The following is a 19,102-nucleotide window of genomic DNA, read 5'->3' as shown; positions in this document are numbered from 1 at the left end:
CCAGTTGGTGGCGTGGACGGCGGTGACGCGGCCGGCGCCGTCGTGGTCGAAGCGGCGGGTGCCGGTGTGCTGGTCGTGGAGGGCGGTCAGGGTGCCGTCGGCGCGGTACTGGTAGGCGCGGTGTTGGAGGGTCGCGGGAGTGGCGCCCGGGTCGGTGGTGGTGAGGGTTTGGCTGGTGAGGCGGTGGGTGGTGTCCCAGGTGGTGGTGAGGGTGAGGTGGTCGGGGAGGTGGCGGGTGGTTTCGCGGCCGGCGGCGTCTCGGTCGAAGGTGATGGTGTTGCCGGCGGTGGTGAGGGTGGCCGGGTGGCCCGCGGCGTCGTGGGTCCAGGTGCTGTGGGTGGCGGTGGGGGTGGTGCGGGAGGTGCGGCGGCCCAGGAGGTCGTAGGTGTTGGTGAGGGTGCGGCCGTTGACGGTCTCGGTGAGCAGGCGGCCCAATGGGTCGTGGGTGCGGGTGAGGTGGACGGATGGGTTGGTGGCGGTGATCAGTCGGCCGAGGGTGTCGTGGGTGTAGTGGGTGAGGGTGCCGGCGGTGTTCTTGGTGGTGAGGTTGTCGAGTTGGTCGTAGTTGTAGGTGATGCGCTGGCCCAGGCCGTTGGTGCGGGCGGTGAGGCGTCCGGCTGGGTCGTGGGTGTAGGTGAGGGTGCGCTGGTCGAAGTCGGTTTCGGCGATGATGCGGCCGGCGGGGTCGTGGTGGTAGGTCCAGGTGAGGCCTTGGGGGTTGGTGACCTGGACCAGGCGTAGTTCGGTGTCGTGGGTGAAGGTGTGGCGTAGGCCGTCGGGGGTGGTGCGGGCGGCGAGCAGGTCGAAGTCGGTGTACTCGTAGGTGGTGGTGGCGCCGAGTTGGTCGGTGTGGGTGAGGGTGTTGCCCTCGCCGTCGTGGGTCCAGGTCTCGGTGGCGCCGTCGGGGGTGGTGCGGGAGGTGAGGTGGCCCTCCAGGCTCCAGGTCAGGTGGGTGGTTGCGCCGACGGGGTCGGTGAGGGCGACCAGACGGCCCAGCGCATCGCGCCGGTAGCTGCAGGTGCCGCCGGCCGGGTCGGTGGCGCTCAGGGCGAGTCCGGCCGCGTCGCACCGGAGGTGGGTGGTGTGACCGAGCGCGTCGGTGACCGTGGTGAGATGACCAGCACTGTCGTAGGCGAAGCGGGTGGTGGCACCGGCGGGATCGGTGAGTGAGGTGCGGTTGCCGGCGGTGTCGTAGCTCTGGTGCCAGGTGGTGCCGTCGGCCTCGACCACGGTGAGGGGCTGGTTGAGGGTGTTGTAGGTGGCGTGGGAGCGGGCGCCGTCGGGGCGGGTGACGGTGAGCAGGTTGCCCGCCGCGTCGTACGCGAAGGCGGTGGTGCGCCCGAGCGGGTCGGTCACCGACAGCAGGCGGTGGAAGGTGTCGCGGGTGAAGCGGGTGGTGTGGCCGAGTGGGTCGGTGTGGGCGGTGATCTGGTGACGCCCGTTGACCTCGTAGCGGTTCACCGCGCCGAGTGAGTCGGTGGCCAGGGTCAGAGCGGGGTGGTACTGGTAGCTCCAGCGCAGGTGCCCGTTCGCGCCGCCCTGGGAGGTGCAGCGGTCCTTCTCGTCGTAGGCGTAGGTGTAGCGGGAGTCGTTGCGGTCGACCCAGGCCGTCATCCGGCCCGCCTGGTCGTACTCGAAACGCAGCGCCAGACCGGAGGAGTTGACGACCTCGGCGAGGTGGCCGTCGGTGTAGCCGTAGCGGACCAGGTCGATGCCGCCGGCGCGCAGCGCGGTGATGCGGAAGTCGACGACCTCGACTTCCAGGTGATAGCCGGCGGAGTGCCGGATACCCCTGGGGGTGCCGTCGTGGTCGTACTCGAAGACCAGTTGGTGACCGGCACGGTCGGTGAGCGAGTCGATGGTCGCCAGCGCCGGATCGCTCGCATCGGCGCGGAAGGTCCGCACCTGACCCGTGGCCGGGTCGGTGACGGTATAACAGCCCTGCGCGTCCACAGCCAGCGGCCAGCGCGCACCGGTGACGGGCAGCGTCGGTGCACCCGGCGCCGGGTGCGGGTAGGCCAGCACGACGCTGTCCGCACGCAGCAGGACCACGCCCTCGGCATCGACCTCCAACCGCTCATCCAGCGTGCACGCCCACGTCGGGCCCAACCAACGCCCCGCCCGGTAATGGGAGTCATGGGTACGGCTGAACAACAGCGGCAACACACCCGCCAGATGCGCATCGGTCTGACTGAGCGTCATGAAACCGGTGGCCATGTCGATCGGGTCACCGTCGCACACCCGATCGCCGGGATTACGCCCGTTCACGTCCGGGTCCTTGACCGCGTCACGGCCCGCCCCGCCCGCCGCGGTGTCCTTGCCCGCGCCGTCCACGGCGGCCTTCGCCGCGTCCTCGGTGGCTGCTGCCTCCCCACCGCCGTCGGTCGCGATGCCGAAGGCGACGTTGGTGATGAACTTGCCGCCCGCCTCGAACGGATCCGACCCCCAACCCGAGCCGACAATGCTCTTCACCAGGTCGGTGGGGTGGACCTCGGCGTGCACCAAACCCGCGGCGACACCGTTGAGATGATCGAGGTAGGTGGCCGGGTGGGTGATGTTGTAGAGGTCCATCGGGTTCATGCTGCGCCCGAAGTCCACGATGTCCGCCGCACCCTTGGCCAGACCCCCGTACAGGTGGACGCCACCGGTCATGCCGCCCTCGGCCAGGTCGATCGAGTCCAGCTTCATCCGCTGGGTGAAGCTGGGCTCGGCCGGCGCGGTACCGGTGGCGGCCTTCAGCGCGGCGGCGGCGCTGGCTGCCGCCGCATCACGCGCCGCCCGGGCACCGCGCAACAGGTCCCGGGCGTGCGAGAGCTGCGTGGTGGTCGGGTCGTGGAAGTCACCCGGGTCGGCCGGCTTCGGGCCCGGATCCTGGTTCGCCTTCACCGCCGCGTTGTAGGACTTGATCGCCGTGTTGTAGCTGTCGACGCTCGCGTTGTAGCTGTCCTGCGCCTGCTTGTAGGCCTTCTTCGCCGCGTTGTACGCATCGATCGCCTGCTTCGCCTGATCCTGCGCCCACGTGATGGTCGTGGCGAAACCCGCCAACGCGGTCGCCGCCGCCGAACACGCATCGGCCGCCGTCAACCACAGACGCGGGTGCGGCTCGAACTTCGCCCGGAACGCATCGGCCGCCGCCCCCTGCCAGTGCGCGGAATCCATCGCCTGCAGGCCGCCGCCGGTCTCCTCGAACGCGTCGTGGAACGTGCCCAGCTTGTCCGCCGCATCCTTCACGGCCTTCGCATCACCATGCACCAGGTCCTTCGGATCATCCGAATCACCCAGCTGCTTCTCACCGACCTGCGCACCCATGTCATCGGCGACACCGTCACCGAAATTGTCGACCGCCTTGGCCGCATCATGCAGACCGACCAGGTCCAGCCCATCACCCACCACATGGGAAACCTGATCGACAGTCTTCCCGAAACCCTTCTTCCCGTCCTTGCACAGGCCCTCGACGCCGTTGCCGATGTCGTCCAACAGCCCCATCAGCCCAACCCCCCGGACACCAGACCCCCATCGCCTTCGGCCACCAGTTCGGTACGAAGATCACCTTAGTCGACCTCTGGCGACGACGACCGTGACCGCCGCCGAGGCCTCGCTCCCCTGTGGCGAGGCCGCGGCGGCGGCGTGGGTGGGGTGGTGAGATGGGATGGAGCGGGCTGCTGGGTCAGGGCAGGGGCGGACCGGCCGTGGTGTTCAGCCAGGACCAGTCCGACCAAGTGCTCAAGCCGGTCTGCCACTTGTGGTAGACGCCGGCGCTGCTGGTGCCGAAGACCTCGATCCGACCGTCCTGGTTGGTGGTGGCCGTGATGCCGGTGCCGCCGGTCCCGAAGGTCTCCCAGGTCGACCAGTCGCCGTTGACGGCCGTCTGCCAGAGGTGGGTGGCGGTGCCGGCGTTGATGGCGAACACCTCGATCCGGCCGTCGACCGAGCGGGCGGAGGAGAGGGCGGAGTCGGTGGCGCCGCCGGTGGGCGTGGCGGCCCAGTCGGACCAGCTGGTGGGGCTGGTCTGCCACTTGTGGAAGACGCCGGCGCTGTTGGAGGCGAAGACTTCGAGCCGGCCGTCGGTGTTGTGATTGACCGTCAGGTCATGACCGCCGCCACCGAAGGTCTCCCAGGAGGACCAGTCGCCGTTGACCGCCGTCTGGTAGAGGTGGCCGAAGGTGGTGTCGGAGAGCGCGAAGACCTCCAGGCGGCCGTCGGGGGCGCTCTCCATCTGCAGCCGCGAGTCGGCTGGGCCGCCGAGGCCGGCCCAGCCGGCGAAGGCGCTGTTGGGGGCGGTCTGCCAGGTGTGGAAGACGCCGGTGTCGTTGGAGGCGAACAGCTCGATCCGGCCGTCGGCGTTGCTGCCGGCCGCGACCCGGTACCCGCCGCTGCCGAGGTTGGCCCAGGCCGACCAGTCGGCGTTCGGCGCGTTCTGCCAGGTGTGGTCGAGTTCGGTCCCGTTCACCGCGAACAGCTCCAGCCGGCCGTCCTGGTTGGGCGCGATCGTCAGCTGGGCGTTGGCCGGGCCGCCCGTGTCGACCCAGTCCGACCAGCCGCCGTTGACCGCCGTCTGCCAGGCGTGCCAGACGCCGTCCGGGCCGGCGGCGAAGGTCTCCAGCCGGCCGTCCGCGTCCCGCGCGGAGACCACCCGGCCGGCGGGGTACGGGTGCGGCTTGACGGCGCTGTCCTCGAGGACGTTGTTGTAGCGGCGGGCGGTGTAGGCGCTGCTGGGGTGGCCGTCGAGGGTGGCGTCGTTGATGTTGGCGGTCAGGTGCTGCACGGGCGTCGCGCCGAAGCTGTAGTAGGAGAAGTCGCCGTTGGCGTCGAGCCAATGGTCGAAGAGGAAGACGTGGTCGCTGTAGTCGTCCATGATGTCGCCCGGGCGCAGGTCGGTGCGCGCGATCTCGAACGAGTAGCTGTCCGCCAGCGCGCCGGTCCACGGGTTGTCGGCCAGGTGCCAGGCCATCGAGACGTACCCCGAGCAGTCGCGGCGGTAGTTGAAGTCGCCGCCGGGGCCGGGAGACTTGGCGCCCGAGTCGTACGGGCCGGGCTGGTTGTCGACCCAGTACTGGGCGCGCGCGATGATCTCGCTGCGGGTGATCGGACCGCCGAGGGTCGAGTCGGCGGTCGCGGTGCCGGCGGTGGCGAGGCCGACGCCGGCCGGCGCGAGCAGCAGGGTGAGGACGAGCAGCAGGGCGCGGGCCACCGCTGCGGGCATCCGCCGGCCACGGGGGCGGGTGGGACGGGGCTGGGGGTCGGGGACGAGGGTGGACATCGCGGTCTCGTGTGCTCCTTCCGAGCTGGTCATGGGCCGACCCAGGCAGGGCCGCCGAAGGTGCCGTCGCCGTTCCAGGCGCTCCAACCGCCGTTGGGCGCGGTCTGCCAGACGTGCGAGATGTCGGCGCCGCCGGGGGCGAGGGCGAAGACCTCCAGTCGGCCGTCGGCGTTGTGGCTGACATTGACCGTCGCGGCCGCGGTGCCGAAGGAACCGTTCCAGTCACCCCAACCGGCCGACGGCGCAACCTGCTCACGCTCCGCGATCGAACTCCCGTTGGGCCCGAGCACGAAAACCGCCATCCGACCGTCCGCCTCGTGCCCCACCACCGGAACACCACCCGCCGGACCACCGAACACCCCGTTGCCATCACCGTTCCACGCACTCCAACCACCGTTCGGCGCCGTCTGCCAGACGTGCGAGATCGAACTGCGGTCGGGGGCGAGCGCGAACACCTCCATCCGGCCGTCGGCATTCTGACCGACCGTCAGGCCGGCTGCCGCGGTGCCGAACGAGCCGTTCCAGTCGCCCCAACCGGCGGACGGTGCGACCTGCTCACGCTCCGCGATCGAACTCCCGTTGGGCCCGAGCACGAAAACCGCCATCCGACCGTCCGCCTCGTGCCCCACCACCGGAACACCACCCGCCGGACCACCGAACACCCCGTTGCCATCACCGTTCCACGCACTCCAGCCACCGTTCGGCGCCGTCTGCCAGACGTGCGAGATCGAACTGTCGTCGACGGCGAGGGCGAACACCTCCAGGCGACCGTCGGCGTTCTGACCGAGGGTCAGACCAGCGGCGGGGCCGCCGAAGGTGGGGTCCCAGCTGCTCCAGCCGCCGTCGGGTGCGGTCTGCCAGATGTGCTGGATGCTGTTCCTGCCCGGGCCCAGCACGAAGAGTTCGAGCCGTCCGTCCGGGTCCCGACCCACCACCGGCAGGCCGCCGACCGGGCCGCCGAGCTGCTGCCACCCGCCCCAGCCGCCGTTGGGGGCGCTCTGCGTGCGGTAGTAGAGCCCCTGCTGGTCGGGGGAGACCGCGAAGGCGATCATCGCGCCGTCCGCCTGCCGGCCGATCGCCGGGTTCTGCCGGCCGTCGCCGAAGTCGTCCCAGCCGCCGCCCGGGGGCGCGAGTTGCAGGTCCAGGTAGTCGGCGTCGATGGCGAGGGAGACGCCGCCGTAGGTCTCGGTGGTGTCGCCCTCGTACTGGTGGATCCGCTGGTGGTTCGCCCACTCGTCGTCCGGGATCGCCGGATCCGAGGTGCTGGTGTCGCCGCTGCCCGGCCAGACCGCGAAGTCGATGGCGTCCGGCATCGCGTACGCGGAGTGGTTGGCGACCAGGTCCGTGATGGTGCTGCTGAGGCCGCCGTACACGCCGGACAGGTAGCCCCGGGCGTGCAACTCCGTGGTCCACGCCGAGAGGTAGCCGAGGACCAGGGTCGAGTGCGAGGGGTCGTACGGCTCGGAGTCCGCGAAGATCGGGGTGCCGGCCGGGAAGCCGAGCGCGGACAGTTGCGCGATCGCGTCGTCGGCGTCGCCGGCGCCCTGGTCCGCCGAGGTGATGGCGGCGCAGCTCCCGTTGCAGGCGCCGGGGGCCTGGTAGCCGACGTAGAGCGGGAAGAAGTGCCAGCCGCTCGCGGCCTGTTGGGCGACCCAGTCGGCGGTCAGGTTCGGCTGGGGGCAGCCGCGGTTGACGCCACCGACGTAGAGGCCGATGGCGCGGTACGGGGAGGAGCCCAGCCAGGTGTTCATGTCGGCGGAGCTCGGGGCGGTGCAGGGGTCGAAGCCCTTGCCGGTGTAGTCGGTGGTGCTCGCGGCCACGGCGGCGGCCCGAGTGGCGGAGTCTCGAGCTGCGGAGGCTCGCGCGGGGGCGGCTCGAGTGGGGGCCGGCGCCGGCGCCCGGCTCGGCTGTGGCAGGCCGGCGCTGTCGAGGATCGCCTGCACCACCGCCCGGTCGGCGCCGTAGGTGGCGGTGACCGTGACGGCCGCGGTGCCCACGGTGATCTCGTGCTCGACCGGGTTCTCCCGGGCCGCCGAGCCGGCGCCGGGCTCGGCCGGCTGGATCGACAACGCCTCGGTGCGGCCGACCAGGTGGGCCGGGCAGTGCTGGCGCGCCCCCGGACGTCCCAGGTAGACGGCGTGCCGGTCGAACCGCACGCAGCTGTCGGGCGCCCGGTCCAGGTCGATCACCGGCCAGGACGCCGGTACCCGGAACTCGGTCCCCCGGTAGGACACGGTCCTGCCGGCGTCCGCGGCCGCACCGGCCGGCCCCGCCGCCGCAAGGCCGGCCGCGCTGAAGACCAGTGCGGCGGCCACCGCCCCGGCCAGTTCCCTGAACCTCACACAGGCTCCTTAGGTGTCGACTCGGGAGGGGTGGACAGTGCCGGCGGCTACGGGTTGATGCCGTCGAACTGCAGCACCCGGTAGGCGCCCTGCTGGGTCCACTGCGAGACGATCAGGGTCAGCGAGGTGGCACTCGCGCTGCCGGGGTGGATGTAGCCGCCGTACGGGCTGTCGACCTGCGGCCGGCCCCAGTGGTTCGGCGGCCAGGTGTTGTTGGCGACGACCTGCGGGGTCGGCGCGGACCACGCGGCGTCGGGCCGCGGGGCGGTGCGGGTGCAGATCGAGCCGTCCACCACGTCCAGGTAGCTCATGCAGTAGGTGCCGTTGATCCGCTTGACCGAGAACTCGCCGATGTTGTTCCCGGGCGCGAAGAGCGGGGTGGGCGGGGTGCCGTCGGTGGCCCAGTACCAGCTGCTGCCGTTGTAGACCCAGTTCTGCTGGGCCCCGAAGTTGCCGGCGCGGAACTCGTTCGGGTCGATCCGGAAGAGCTGGATCGCGCCCTGGTCCGCGGTGTTCTTGTGGCTGCCGTTCCAGCGCTTGGAGTAGATGTACAGCCAGCCGTCCGGGTCGATGCCGGCGAAGGACCACATCCCGTACATCGACTGGTTGACGCCCCGGTACTGCCCGTCCCAGTGGTAGGGGTAGTCGGTCCAGGTCACCCCGAAGTCGTCGGAGTAGGCCACGCCCGACATCAGGCTGCCGTCGTCACCGGCCGGCAGCGGATCGCCGCCGATGCCGTGCACCACCGAGGTGTACTGGAGGTAGGTGCGGCCGCCGAACTCGATGCAGTCGTTCGGGATCCGGGTGCTCTCCACGCCGTAGCCGTTGTCGACGCCGTGCACGTAGTCGAACAGCTGCGCGGCGGTGCCGTTGGGCGCGGCGTAGCTGAACGCGATCGGGCTCGCGCCGGAGCTGTCGAAGGTCGCCTGATCGAGCATCACCGGGGAGCCGAGGTAGGTGTTCGCGTCGTCGAAGGAGTCGCCGAACACGTAGCCCCAGCTCTGGTCGTGCTCGCGGTAGTACGGGATGCCCAGGTCCCCGCTGCCCAGGCCCTGCCGGCTCGCCGAGTCGCCGGGCTGCTGGCAGAGCGGTGCGCCGGTCTGGCCGATGCCGTTGGTCGCGGCGGCGGGGGTGGCGCGGAGCAGCCCGGAGCCGGCCACGATGCCGCTGCCCAGGGCCAGCCCCGTGCCCGTCCTGAGCAGCGAGCGCCGGGTGAAGGCGCGGTCCGGCAGGGGTGAAGCAGGCATGACGTTCTCCGTTCGAGGATGGGGGGAAGTCGGGGAAGCGCTGCGGGGCGTCCGGCCGGCCGGGAGCGGGCCGGGCGGCCGGACGCCGGCGGGTCAGGAGTTCGCCGCGAGCCAGACGATCCCGCTGCCGCCGTCCTCGCCGATGGTCCGGGTCATCACGTTGCCGTCCTGCCAGTAGCGCGGGTGCTGCTGCAGGAAGCCGCCGAACGAGTCCAGCGAGGTCGCGTCGCAGACGCCGTCGGTGTGGATGCAGAAGCGCTGGACCGGGACCCCGGGGAAGTCCACCGGCCCGGTGCCCGGTGACACCGCGACCAGCGGCAGCGGCACTCCGGCCGGCAGCAGGTGCCAGAAGCCGGTGCCGGGCTGCATCGGGTCGGCGTAGAGCATCCCGTCGACCTGCGACCGGGGCACGTCGGTGCCGTTGTTCGCGATCGTCTGGAGCGCCAGGTCGCCAACCCAGGCGCCCTGGGAGTAGCCGACGACGGTGAACCGCGCGGAGGGGTCGGCGTGGTAGGTGTTCTCCAGCGTGCTGATCGCGTTGCGGTAGCCCTGGTTGACGCTGTCGGCGAAGCTCGGGTCGAACGGCGCCGGCACCTGGTTGTGGCTGCCGATGAACGGGCCGCCGCTGGCGGGGTAGCAGACCGGCACCGGAATGCCGCCGTTCAGGTGCTGGTTGGCGAAGCCGTACGTCGTGGTGCAGGTCGGCGCGTCCGCCGCCGAGCCGGTGCCGCCGATCTCGATGTAGTAGTGGTGCGGCGCGTCGGCCTGGGCCGCGCCCGGCACCGCGGCCGCGGTGGCGGCGAGCGCCAGGGCGGCCGCGCCGAGGAGGGACTTGCAGCGGCGCAGCAGGGTGCTCGGCTTGGGGTCGGACATGGTGGTCGGCTCCTCGGACGGGGTCGGGGGGTGGGGTTGCGGTGTGACGGTGTGGCCGATGTGACGGTGTGGCGCTGTGGCGGGTGTGACGGTCCGGCGGTTCCCCATGCTGGTGTTCGGCCAGGTCAGCGGGCCATGCCAAGGACCGGCCACATATGGCCGGTCGGCCCCGGTACAGTGATCCGGCAGCGTCCTGACCGTGATCTGTCATAAGCGGCAGGGCCGAGGGCAAGGCGAGGGGCATCGAGGTTGACCAGTCAGTTCGGGGCGTTGGTCCGCGCGTTACGGCTCGAGGCGGGGCTGACGCAGGAACAGTTGGCCGATCGCTCCCGACTGGGCGTGCGCACCATCCACCGCCTGGAGACCGGCAAGCCCACCGATGCCCGGATGGGGACGGTGAAGCAGGTCGCGCACGCCCTGGCCGACGCCCTGCGGCGGGACCGGGACGCGCTCTGGACCGAGCTGCTGGCGGCGCACCGGGAGCGGGGCGGGAGGGGTGGGGGCGCCGCGACCGAGGCGCCGGCCGAGCCCTTGGGTGAGCCCTTGCCGGAACCCTCGCCGGACCCCTCGCCGCCACCCGCGGGCGAGCCCGCCGGTGCACCCCCGACCGGGGGCTCCGCCGAGCCCGGGCCCGAGCCGATCAGGCTCAGCGTCCCACCCGCCGGCAGCACCCTGGTCGAGGCCGCCGAGACCCTCGCCCGCGAGTTGCACAGCCGCTGGATCCGCGAGGAGGAGCAGCGCCGCCTGCACGACCCGTTCCCGCTGCCCGTCCGCTGGCGGACGGCCGCTGACGGCCTGTTGGACCACTGGGACAACATCCGCGGCACTCCCCCGGGCAGCACCTCCGGCCCGCTCCGCCTGGACGGCGGCTTGGCCGACGTCGCCACCGTCTACCGGCGGATCCGGTCCGGGCGGCTGGTGGTGCTCGGCCGTGCCGGCTCCGGCAAGAGCGTGCTGATGCTCCGGTTCGTGCTGGACTACCTGGGCACCCGCGCCGCCGACGAGCCGGTGCCGGTCATCTTCAGCATCGGCTCCTGGGACCCCACCGTCACCACGCTGCGCGACTGGTTGATCCGGCGGCTGCTGCGCGACCACCCGAACCTCGACGCGCGCGTCCCCGGCCGGCTGAGCCTGGCCGCCGCCCTGGTGGACGCCGGTTGGATCCTGCCGGTGCTCGACGGTTTCGACGAGATCGCCAAGGGCCTGCACGGCGCCGCCCTGGAGGAACTCAACACGATCTCCCTGCCGCTGCTGCTGACCAGCCGCACCGAGCAGTTCACCGAGGCCGCCGCGATCGACGTGCTGCGCCGGGCCGCCGGCATCGAGCTGACCGACCTGACCACCAGCGACCTGCTGCACTACCTGCCCCGCACCGCCCGCCCGACGGCGGTGACGGTGTGGGACCCGGTCCTCGACCAGCTCCGCCGGCAGCCCGACAGCCGCGCCGGCGCCAACCTCGCCACGGTGCTGAGCACCCCGCTGATGGTCCTGCTGGCCCGGACCATCTACAGCGACGCCCCGGGCCGCGACTCGGCCGCGCTGCTCGACACCGCTCGCTTCCCGACCCCGGAGTCCCTGGAGGAGCACCTGCTGGCCGGCTACGTCCCCACCGTCTACCGCCGCCGGACGGCGACCCCGCTCGGCACCGTCCGCCCGCGCCGCACCCGCGCCTGGGACCCCCAGCGCGCCCAGCACTACCTCGGCTACCTCGCCCGGCACCTGGACCGCCCCGAACAACGCGACCACCAGGACCTCGCCTGGTGGCAGTTGCCCGGCTCGCTGCGGCTGTCCTCCCGCGTCCTCGCCGTGGTCCTCGCGTGTTCGCTGATCACGGTCGCCGCCGACTGGCTCGTGGTGCCCGCGCTGAACCTGCTCGCCGGCCGCGGCGCGGGGTACGCGCTGCGGGCGGCGCTGGCCGAGGCGCTGTTCGGCCCCACGGTCGGCCTCACCTTCGGGGTGGCGTACGGACTGCTGGTGGTGATGGGCTCGGCGGTGTTCGAGCCGTCGCGGGTCCAGCTGCGACTACCCGGGCTACGGGAGCGACGGGGGCCGGCCGGGCGGCGGGGCGGGGGCGGGTCCGCCCGCCGGTTCCCCACCTGGTGCTCCGCCGGAGTGCTGGGCGGCTTCGCGGTCGGGCTCGGGTACGGCCCCGCGCTCACGGTGGGCGTGCAGCTGACCCGCGGTCAGGTGACGGTCAACGGCCAGGTGCTCAAGGGCACGGCGGTCAACTCGCTGGTGTTCGGCATCGTCTTCGCGATGGCGGGCGGGCTGGTGCTCGGGCTGGTGGCCGCCCTGGAGACCCCGCTCGACCTGGGCTCCGCCGCCACCCCGGCCGACCTGCTGGCGGTCAACCGCACCACGGTGCTCCGCCAGGCCCTGGTCCTGGTGCCGCTACTCGCCGCGGTGATCGCCTTCGGCGGTCGGCTGGTCACCGACCTGTTCCAGGGGCTGCTCGGCCCGCTCTCCTGGCCGCTCTCCGGCGGGCTCACCATCGGCGCCGTCGGCGGCCTCACCGGCGGGCTCTGCTACGCGGTGGCGTTCACCGCGTGGGGGCAGTGGGTGCTCTTCACCCGGATCTGGCTACCGCTGACCGGCCGCCTGCCCTGGGCGACGGTCGCCTTCCTCAACGACGCCTACCATCGCGGCGTGCTGCGCCAGGTGGGCGCGGTGTACCAGTTCCGGCACGCACGGCTGCAGAGCCACCTGAGCGTGGGGCGGTAGGCGCGGGGAAGCGGCGGGCGGAGGCGGTGGGCGCCGGGTGCCTCACGGGACCCGGCGCCCACTGCTCACTTGGCCGTGGCGGCCGGGGACGGCGACGGGTGCGGCGTCCCGGTCGGGCTCGGGGTGGTGGTCGCCGCCGGGGTCGGGGTGGTGCAGCTCGGCGACGGGGTGCCCGTGGGCGACGGCGTGGCCGAGGTCGGAGAGGGCGAAGGGGTCGGGGTGGGCGTGGCGGACGGGGTCGGCGTGGGCGACGCCGAGGCCGACGGGGTCGGCGAGGCGGAGGGGCCGGCCGACGGGGTCGGGCAGGTGGTGGGCGTGGGGCTCGGCGTGGGCGTCGGCGAGGCGGACGGCGTGGGCGAGCCCGTCGGGGCGGGGGTGCCGGTCGGCGACGCACTGGGCGACGGCGACGAGGTCGGCTGCGCGGTGGGCGTCGGCGAGGCGGACGGCGTGGGCGCGGACGACGGCGAGGCACTGGCCGACGGCGACGGCGCGGCACTCGGGGTGCCGGACGGCGACGGCGACGGGGTCGGCCCCGCGGCCGGGTCGACCGGGGCAACCGGCGTGACCGGGTTGACCGGGTTGACCGGGTTCACTACGGGCACCTGCACCGGCACCGCGAACGGCGAGGCCGGCATGCTCGGCCGCGCGACCACCGGGCCGGGCCCGGCCGGCAGGTCCGGCACGGCCGCAGCTCCCGACTGGAAGTGCACCATCCACGCCTTGACCGTGGCCAGGTAGTCGGCGGAGTCGTTGTAGCCGAGGATCGCGCGGTCCAGCTGGGCCGGCACCGACAGGTCACGGCCGTCCGCGCACAGGTAGTGCCCGGCGGCCAGCGCCGCGTCCCAGATGTTGTTGGGGTCGGCCTTGCCGTCACCGTTGCCGTCGGCGCCCCACACCGCCCAGGTGGAGGGGAGGAACTGCATCGGGCCGACGGCCCGGTCCCAGGCGCCGGTGACGCCGTAGGCCGCGCCGTCGTTCACGATCGCGGCGAAACCGCTGGTCCCGTCCAGCGCCGGGCCGAGGATCGGGGTGTAGGTGGTGCCGGAGGCGTCGACCCGGCCACCGTCGGCCTGACCCGACTCCACCTGACCGATGCCGGCCAGCAGCTGCCACGGCAGGTGGCAGCCCGGGTCGGTGACGGCGATGGAGGCCTCGGCCTTCTGGTAGGCGGCGAACACCGTGGCCGGGAGCTTCGGGCCCCCGACGAAGAGCGACACGTCGGGCGAGACCGGACCGGTGGTCGGCGTCGAGCCCGGCGCTCCGGTCGGCATGCCCGTCGGGAGGGCGAAGGGGCCGCCGGGCGTTCCCGGCGGCTGCGGCAGCGGCCGGAGGCCACCCCCGTCCACCGGCAGTTGCCCGGCCGCCTCCGCGGCACCAGCGCTCGCCGGCGCCCCGTACGCCGTCGGCGCGGCAAAGGTCAGGGGTGCGGCCGGCGCCGAGGCGGCGGCGAGGGCGACGAACGCCCCCGCCGTCTGCAACAGCACGCGCTTCCGTATCCGCCTGGCCATGTGAACTCCTTTCGACGATCCTGCGGTCAGTCCATGGACGAACCAACCGACCATCAGGTTCCACCGGACCGCGGCATCCCCCCGACGACCGATCGGCAGCTTGTATCAGACCATGCCGAGATGACACGGCTTCACCGAGGTTCCCCCCGGGCGGACGCGGGCGCGGCGCGGGCCGCGCCGGCGGCCTGCGCGTGGTCCGCCGCAGGTCAACGGGTGATCGTGAATCGGCCAACTCCTGGTGACCGGCGGGTGCTGCGCAGACGAAGCTGCCAGACTGGGCGCCGAGCGGGCGGGTGTCCCGCCGTCACGTCGGGGGTGTGGTGTTCATGGCAGGGCGGCCGGGCAAGTACTACCGGGCCGGGCACTGGGTCAGCCGGCCGGGCGGCCGGCGCCGGCCCGGACCGAAGCCGCTGACCGGTGCCGGCCTGCTGGGGGTGATCGGGATCATCGTGCTGCTGATGGCGATCTCGCACGGCGGCGGCGCCGGGGCGACACCGGCGCAGGGGCCGAGTGCCACGCCGACGGGGACGGCTGCCACCGCGAGGTGAGCCGGGGAATCCGCGCGAGGTGATGCGGTGGTTCAGCGTGGGGGCCGTCCGCGGCGCAGGCCGGCGGCGAGCCGGGTGCGCCAGCCTCGCTCGGGGGTGACGGGCACCGCTCCGGCCGCTTGTGCTGGCGGAGGTGGCGGCGCCGCGGTCCGGAGGCGCTGCCAGGTCGCCTGCCAACGGGCCAGCTGATCCTCCGGCAGGCCACAGGCTGCCAGCAGGAGGCCGGTGCTCCGCCAGGTCGTGGGCAGGGTCGACCGATTCAGCAGGGCGCTGATGGTGCCCGCCGCGATCGGTTCCGGAGCGCGCTCGCTGACGGCTCGCACGCTCAGCCCGCTGGTCGCCCGGACCTGGCCGAGGCCCTCGATGAACTCCGCCGCGTCGTCGAACGCCTCCGGGTCGGGCCAGCGCGGGCCGCTCGGCGGGCCCGGGGCGGCGGCCGGATCCGCGGGTGCGCCTGGTTCCGCGGGCGCGGCCTGGGCCGGGAGCCAGGGGCGGTAGGCGCGGTTGCGGGCCAGCAGCAGGCCGCCCGCCGTGTTGCGGTCGCGCTTCTGCGGCAGCGGGCGCCCCTTGGCGGCGAGTTCGGCGCGCAGCCGGCGGTACACGGTGTCCAGGTCCAGCCAGGCGCCGCCGCCCTCGATCCCGTTCGCCAGCAGGGCGAGCAGTTCCCCGGTGAACGCGGTGTACCGCTCCCCCGGCGGGGCCAGCGCCACCCCGGCCTCGGGGGCGGCGGCCAGCAGGCAGCTCCCGTCGATCTCCGCCTGGTCGGCCATCGAGGTGCCCATCACCCCGAGCGCCCGTCCGCTGAAGCAGCAGTCCAGGACGATGACGTGCCGCTCGGCACCACCGTGCAGGATCGCGCTGCGCAGCAGCGAGTACGGCACCCCGGTGTGCCCTTGTCCGGGCTGCGCGCCGGGGAGGCCGAAGAACAGGTCACCCCGGTCGTCCAGCAGCCCGTGGCCGGCGAAGTAGACCAGCAGCGTGTCGGTGGCCTCCTCGGCGGCCTGCGCGACCGGCTCCAGCAGCTCCTGCAGGCTCGCCGGCTCGGCGACCACCCGGCAGTCCGCCGGCGCCAGCCGCCACGAGTCACCGCTGCACAGTGCCTCGGCGAGCGCCGGGAGGTTGTTCGCGACCGCCGGCAGCGCCTCCAACTGCCGGTACCGGGAGACACCGGCCAGCACCGCGCGGGAGGCGGCGGGGTCGGGCAGGCCCCTCACTCCTCGCCGCTCGCCGGCGGCTGGGAGAGCAGTTCCAGCATGCGCTGCACCTCCGCGTCGGTGCCCTCGGTGAGCGTCACCTCGATGTCGCCGAGTGTCCATGGAGAGGGCGGGCGCGGCGCGGGGGCTTGGGTGGGGGTGTGGATGTGATCAGCGGGTAGCGCAGGCAGGCCCTTCGGCGGGCGCGACCGCGGGGCCGTCGAAACGGTCGGGCTCGGCGGGGGTGTCGGCCGCCTCCGGGGCCGGGCCGGTCGGCGTGGGCTGGGTGGCCTGCTTCTCGCGGGCGTCGCGGATGTCGCGGCGGAGGAGGACGATCCAGCCGGTCGGGATCAGGGCGGCGAAGAGCCACCACTGGATCGCGTACGGCAGGTGGACGCCCTTGCCGACCACTGCGTCGTCGTTGCTGCTGACGTTGGGGCCCGGGACGTGTTCGGCCTCGTCGGCGGGCGGCGGGGTGGGGCTGGTGGAGGTCAGCTCCAGGTAGCCCGCGATCACCGGCTGGTTCAGGCGGGCGCTCTGCTCGCCGCTGTTGATCAGCATGAACTGGCGGTCCGGCAGGCCGCTCGCCTTGTGGATGCCAGTGATCTTGTAGGTCTCGTCCGGGCGCAGCCGTCCGGTGACCGTCAGCTCGCCGGGCGGGGCCGGCGGCACCGTGGGGTAGGTGGTGGCGTCGCCGGGCGAGGCGACCCAGCCGCGGTTGACCAGCACCACGTCACCCGCGTCGGTGACCAGCGGGGTGATCACGTAGTAGCCGACCGTGTCGCCCGCGGCGTCGGTGCGCTGGCGGACCACGAACTCGTGCGCCTGGTCGTAGTGGCCGCTGGCCGTGACCGGGTGGTAGGTCTCCGCGGCGGGCACGGTCGCGCCGGGGTGCGAGATGGCGTCCATCGCGACCGGCGGCGCCTTCATCGCGGCGGCGGTCACGCCGTTCTGCCGGTTGGTCTGCTCGTAGCGGTGGTACTGCCACCGGCCGAGCAGGACCATCGCCGGAATGATCGCGAAGAAGACGAGGGTCAGGATCACCCAGCGCCGGGTCAGGAGGATACGGAACACCGGGTGACGGTATCCCCATTTACACCGCCACCACGAACCGGCCCCGGCTCGGCGTGCCGGAACGGCGGGACGTGGGCCCGGGACGGGTGAGGGAGCTCACAGCAGGACCCGGGTCCAGGGGCGTGGGCCGAACGGGCGAAGCCGGGCGCGGTCGGCGATTCGCGGGGCCCGGTCGGGCGCGGGCGTGCGTACCGTGCTCCAGATGGCGCCGCATTCTTCATATGATCATGCCGCCTTGAACACGCCTGGCGGGACCTGACGGGCCATCAACCGCAAGCAGCGGTCCGGCACCGGAGGTGGCCGACATGATGGATCGTCAGCTCGTGACAACCAGGCGCCTGCTGATCAGCGCAGGCTGCGCAACGCTGCTCTGCGCCTGTGATCGCCGTGCCCACGCCAAGGGAGCGCCACCGAGCGAGTCGCCGGCCACGGCGACCGCCGGCCCCGCGAGCGCGAGCGCCCCGGCGACGAGTGCGCCGCCCTCCCCCAGCCCCACGCCCACCCCGACGCCCGCCCCCACCGTGGCGCCCGGCTCCGGGCCCGTGCCGCCGGGGCGCGCCGAGACCGCGGTGCACGCAGGCCCCAAGGTGATCGCGCTCACCTTCGACGACGGGCCCAGCCCGCTGGACACCCCGCGGGTGCTGGAGATCCTGCGCGAACACGGGGTCACGGCGACCTTCTTCATGATCGGCAGGAACGTCCAGCGCTACCCGGACACCGTCCGGCAGGTGGTGGCCGCCGGTCACCAGGTGGGCAACCACACCTGGTCGCACCCCGACCTGGGTACCCTGTCGAAGAGCGGCGTCCGCCGCGAGATCGAGCGGACCGGCGACGTCCTGGCCGGCACCTGCGGCATCCGGCCGGTGCTGTTCCGCGCGCCGGGCGGGCACTTCACCCGCAACTCGTACGCGGTCTGCGCCGACCTCGGCCTGAAGTCGATCTGCTGGAACGTGGACCCGGAGGACTGGGCCAACCCCGGCACCGGCGCCATCGCCAGCCGGGTCCTGACCGCCACCCGGACCGGGTCCATCGTGCTGAACCACGACGGCTGCCTCACCGACACCCCGATCACCGCCCCGGGCGGCCCGGGTGACCGCTCCCAGACCGTCGACGCGCTGCGCAGTTACCTCCCGAAGCTGCTGGCGGCCGGCTACCGCTTCACCGTCCCGGACACGGACTGACGGAGTAGGGGGCAAGGGGGCAAGGGGGGAAAGGGCGTGGGGGGCAACGGGGCGAGGGACACAAGGTGCGGGGGCCCGGGAAACCGGGCCCCCGCACTCAGGACGCCGGATTGCCGCCCTGGTCCATCCAGTGGTGCAGCAGGTCCGCGCTGGCGCCGCTGAGGATCCGGGCGAAGTCCTCGGGGTTCTGGTGGATGCCGCTGCACCGGTCGGAGAAGGAGTCGTCGGCCTGGCAGGGACGGTCGCGGCCGAGCGACCAGAAGGCGAGCAGCCGGATGCCCTTGTCGGCGGCGAAGGCGGCCAGCCGGGTGGCGTCGTCGGCGGTGAAGACCTCGATGCCACCGTCGTTGACGCCGATCATCGGGGTGAGGCCCTGCATGGCCCAGCGGTCGGCGTCGGTCTTCTCCGGCCAGATCCGGCCCAGTTGGGCGTGCAGTGCGGTGGCTGCCTGGATCGCGGTGGCGCCCATGTCGTAGCTGGGGCCGTAGTCCATGGTCATGATGTTGACCAGGTCGACGTCCAGCTGGTGCTGGCGGGCGTTCTCCAGCAGGGCGGTCGCGCCCGACGAGAGGCCCCAGGGGTTGACCGGGAGGGTGTACTGCACGGCGAGGCGGCGCCCGGCGGCCGCGTAGTCGTGCTGGAGCTCGGCCAGGGCCTGGTTGCGCAGGTCGTTGGCCGGCTGGTCCTCCAGCACGTCGCCCTCGATGTCGAGGTCGATCCGGGTGAGGTCGTAGGTGTCGATCACCTTGCGGTAGGCGGCCTTCAGCTCGGCGACCGAGCCGCAGGTCTCGGCGAGTTCCCGGCTGTTGCCGCCGCCGAACGAGATCATCACGTCGCCGCCGGCGCGACGCAGGTCGTTCACCGCCCAGAGCCAGTCCCGGTTGTCGATCGGGATGGTGCCGTCGAAGGCGCCGGCGCAGCCGCCGTCGGGGATCACGAAGGCGAGGGTGAAGTTCTTGATCCCGGTGGCGCGCTGGACCTGGCGGAGTACCGCCGGTGAGTTCCAGACCTCCACGTACGGAGCCGCGAACCGGGCGCCGAAGCCGGAGCCGGACGGCCGCAGCGGCACGCCGCGGTCGGTGGCGGGCAGGGTGGTCGGGACGGCGGCGACGGCACCGGCCGCGGCGGCGGCCAGCGGTGGCGCCGGCGGGGCTG

General features: G+C 73.0%; 12 protein-coding genes. 3 read left to right on the top strand and 9 right to left on the bottom strand.

What is annotated here, in order from left to right:
- The 5 genes from ACQRUO_RS32135 to ACQRUO_RS32115 form a co-directional block, all read right to left on the bottom strand.
- Positions 1 to 3,486, bottom strand: a 3,486-nt coding sequence (locus tag ACQRUO_RS32135; protein ID WP_428319649.1) for a putative T7SS-secreted protein, incomplete at its 3' end; no start/stop codon positions are given.
- Positions 3,487 to 3,667: 181 nt separating this feature from the next.
- Positions 3,668 to 5,260 carry a peptidoglycan DD-metalloendopeptidase family protein gene (locus tag ACQRUO_RS32130; RefSeq protein WP_428319648.1) on the bottom strand — a complete coding sequence of 531 codons (1,593 nt, stop codon included), beginning with the start codon at positions 5,258 to 5,260 and terminating at the stop codon, positions 3,668 to 3,670.
- A 29-nt stretch (positions 5,261 to 5,289) separates the two neighbouring features.
- The gene (locus tag ACQRUO_RS32125) at positions 5,290 to 7,602 is read right to left on the bottom strand and encodes a glycoside hydrolase domain-containing protein (RefSeq protein ID WP_428319647.1); all 2,313 of its coding nucleotides are present in this window, start codon (positions 7,600 to 7,602) and stop codon (positions 5,290 to 5,292) included.
- A 47-nt stretch (positions 7,603 to 7,649) separates the two neighbouring features.
- Entirely contained in the window at positions 7,650 to 8,849 is a 1,200-nt protein-coding gene (locus ACQRUO_RS32120; protein WP_428319646.1) for a DUF4185 domain-containing protein, read from the bottom strand.
- Positions 8,850 to 8,942: 93 nt separating this feature from the next.
- The gene (locus ACQRUO_RS32115; protein ID WP_428319645.1) at positions 8,943 to 9,722 is read right to left on the bottom strand and encodes a PE-PPE domain-containing protein; all 780 of its coding nucleotides are present in this window, start codon (positions 9,720 to 9,722) and stop codon (positions 8,943 to 8,945) included.
- Positions 9,723 to 9,971: 249 nt separating this feature from the next.
- Here ACQRUO_RS32115 and ACQRUO_RS32110 point away from each other — a divergent pair, with 249 nt between their 5' ends.
- A complete protein-coding gene (locus tag ACQRUO_RS32110; protein ID WP_428319644.1) occupies positions 9,972 to 12,443 on the top strand; it encodes a helix-turn-helix domain-containing protein in 2,472 nt (823 codons plus the stop codon).
- Between the two features lie 65 nt (positions 12,444 to 12,508).
- Here the strand turns inward: ACQRUO_RS32110 and ACQRUO_RS32105 are convergent, their stop codons facing one another.
- On the bottom strand, positions 12,509 to 13,951 hold the full coding sequence (locus tag ACQRUO_RS32105) for a lytic transglycosylase domain-containing protein (protein WP_428319643.1): 1,443 nt from the start codon (positions 13,949 to 13,951) through the stop codon (positions 12,509 to 12,511).
- A 326-nt stretch (positions 13,952 to 14,277) separates the two neighbouring features.
- Between ACQRUO_RS32105 and ACQRUO_RS32100 the strand changes: the two genes are divergently transcribed.
- The gene (locus ACQRUO_RS32100; RefSeq protein ID WP_428319642.1) at positions 14,278 to 14,499 is read left to right on the top strand and encodes a hypothetical protein; all 222 of its coding nucleotides are present in this window, start codon (positions 14,278 to 14,280) and stop codon (positions 14,497 to 14,499) included.
- 32 nt (positions 14,500 to 14,531) lie between these two features.
- Here the strand turns inward: ACQRUO_RS32100 and ACQRUO_RS32095 are convergent, their stop codons facing one another.
- Complete coding sequence (locus ACQRUO_RS32095) at positions 14,532 to 15,713, bottom strand: caspase family protein (protein WP_428319641.1); 1,182 nt, start codon at positions 15,711 to 15,713, stop codon at positions 14,532 to 14,534.
- Between the two features lie 150 nt (positions 15,714 to 15,863).
- On the bottom strand, positions 15,864 to 16,766 hold the full coding sequence (locus ACQRUO_RS32090; RefSeq protein WP_428319640.1) for an SURF1 family cytochrome oxidase biogenesis protein: 903 nt from the start codon (positions 16,764 to 16,766) through the stop codon (positions 15,864 to 15,866).
- Positions 16,767 to 17,089: 323 nt separating this feature from the next.
- On the opposite strand from ACQRUO_RS32090, the gene ACQRUO_RS32085 reads away from it, so the two are divergent.
- On the top strand, positions 17,090 to 17,947 hold the full coding sequence (locus ACQRUO_RS32085; protein ID WP_428319639.1) for a polysaccharide deacetylase family protein: 858 nt from the start codon (positions 17,090 to 17,092) through the stop codon (positions 17,945 to 17,947).
- Positions 17,948 to 18,044: 97 nt separating this feature from the next.
- On the opposite strand, the gene ACQRUO_RS32080 is transcribed toward ACQRUO_RS32085, so the two are convergent.
- The coding region (locus ACQRUO_RS32080) for a chitinase (protein WP_428319638.1) at positions 18,045 to 19,102 on the bottom strand (1,058 nt) is incomplete at its 5' end.

Origin of the sequence: Kitasatospora sp. LaBMicrA B282 (assembly GCF_050325825.1) — a bacterium.
Taxonomy (GTDB): domain Bacteria; phylum Actinomycetota; class Actinomycetes; order Streptomycetales; family Streptomycetaceae; genus Kitasatospora.
The sequence above is the reverse complement of the archived record's forward strand: the minus strand, read 5'-3'. Positions and strand labels throughout refer to the sequence as shown.

Bases quoted from the DNA above. Each gene is read 5' to 3' on its own strand.
- ACQRUO_RS32130 (WP_428319648.1), bottom strand. From the start codon at position 5,260: ATGTCCACCCTCGTCCCCGACCCCCAGCCCCGTCCCACCCGCCCCCGT.
- ACQRUO_RS32120 (WP_428319646.1), bottom strand. From the start codon at position 8,849: ATGCCTGCTTCACCCCTGCCGGACCGCGCCTTCACCCGGCGCTCGCTG.
- ACQRUO_RS32115 (WP_428319645.1), bottom strand. From the start codon at position 9,722: ATGTCCGACCCCAAGCCGAGCACCCTGCTGCGCCGCTGCAAGTCCCTC.
- ACQRUO_RS32105 (WP_428319643.1), bottom strand. From the start codon at position 13,951: ATGGCCAGGCGGATACGGAAGCGCGTGCTGTTGCAGACGGCGGGGGCG.
- ACQRUO_RS32100 (WP_428319642.1), top strand. From the start codon at position 14,278: ATGGCAGGGCGGCCGGGCAAGTACTACCGGGCCGGGCACTGGGTCAGC.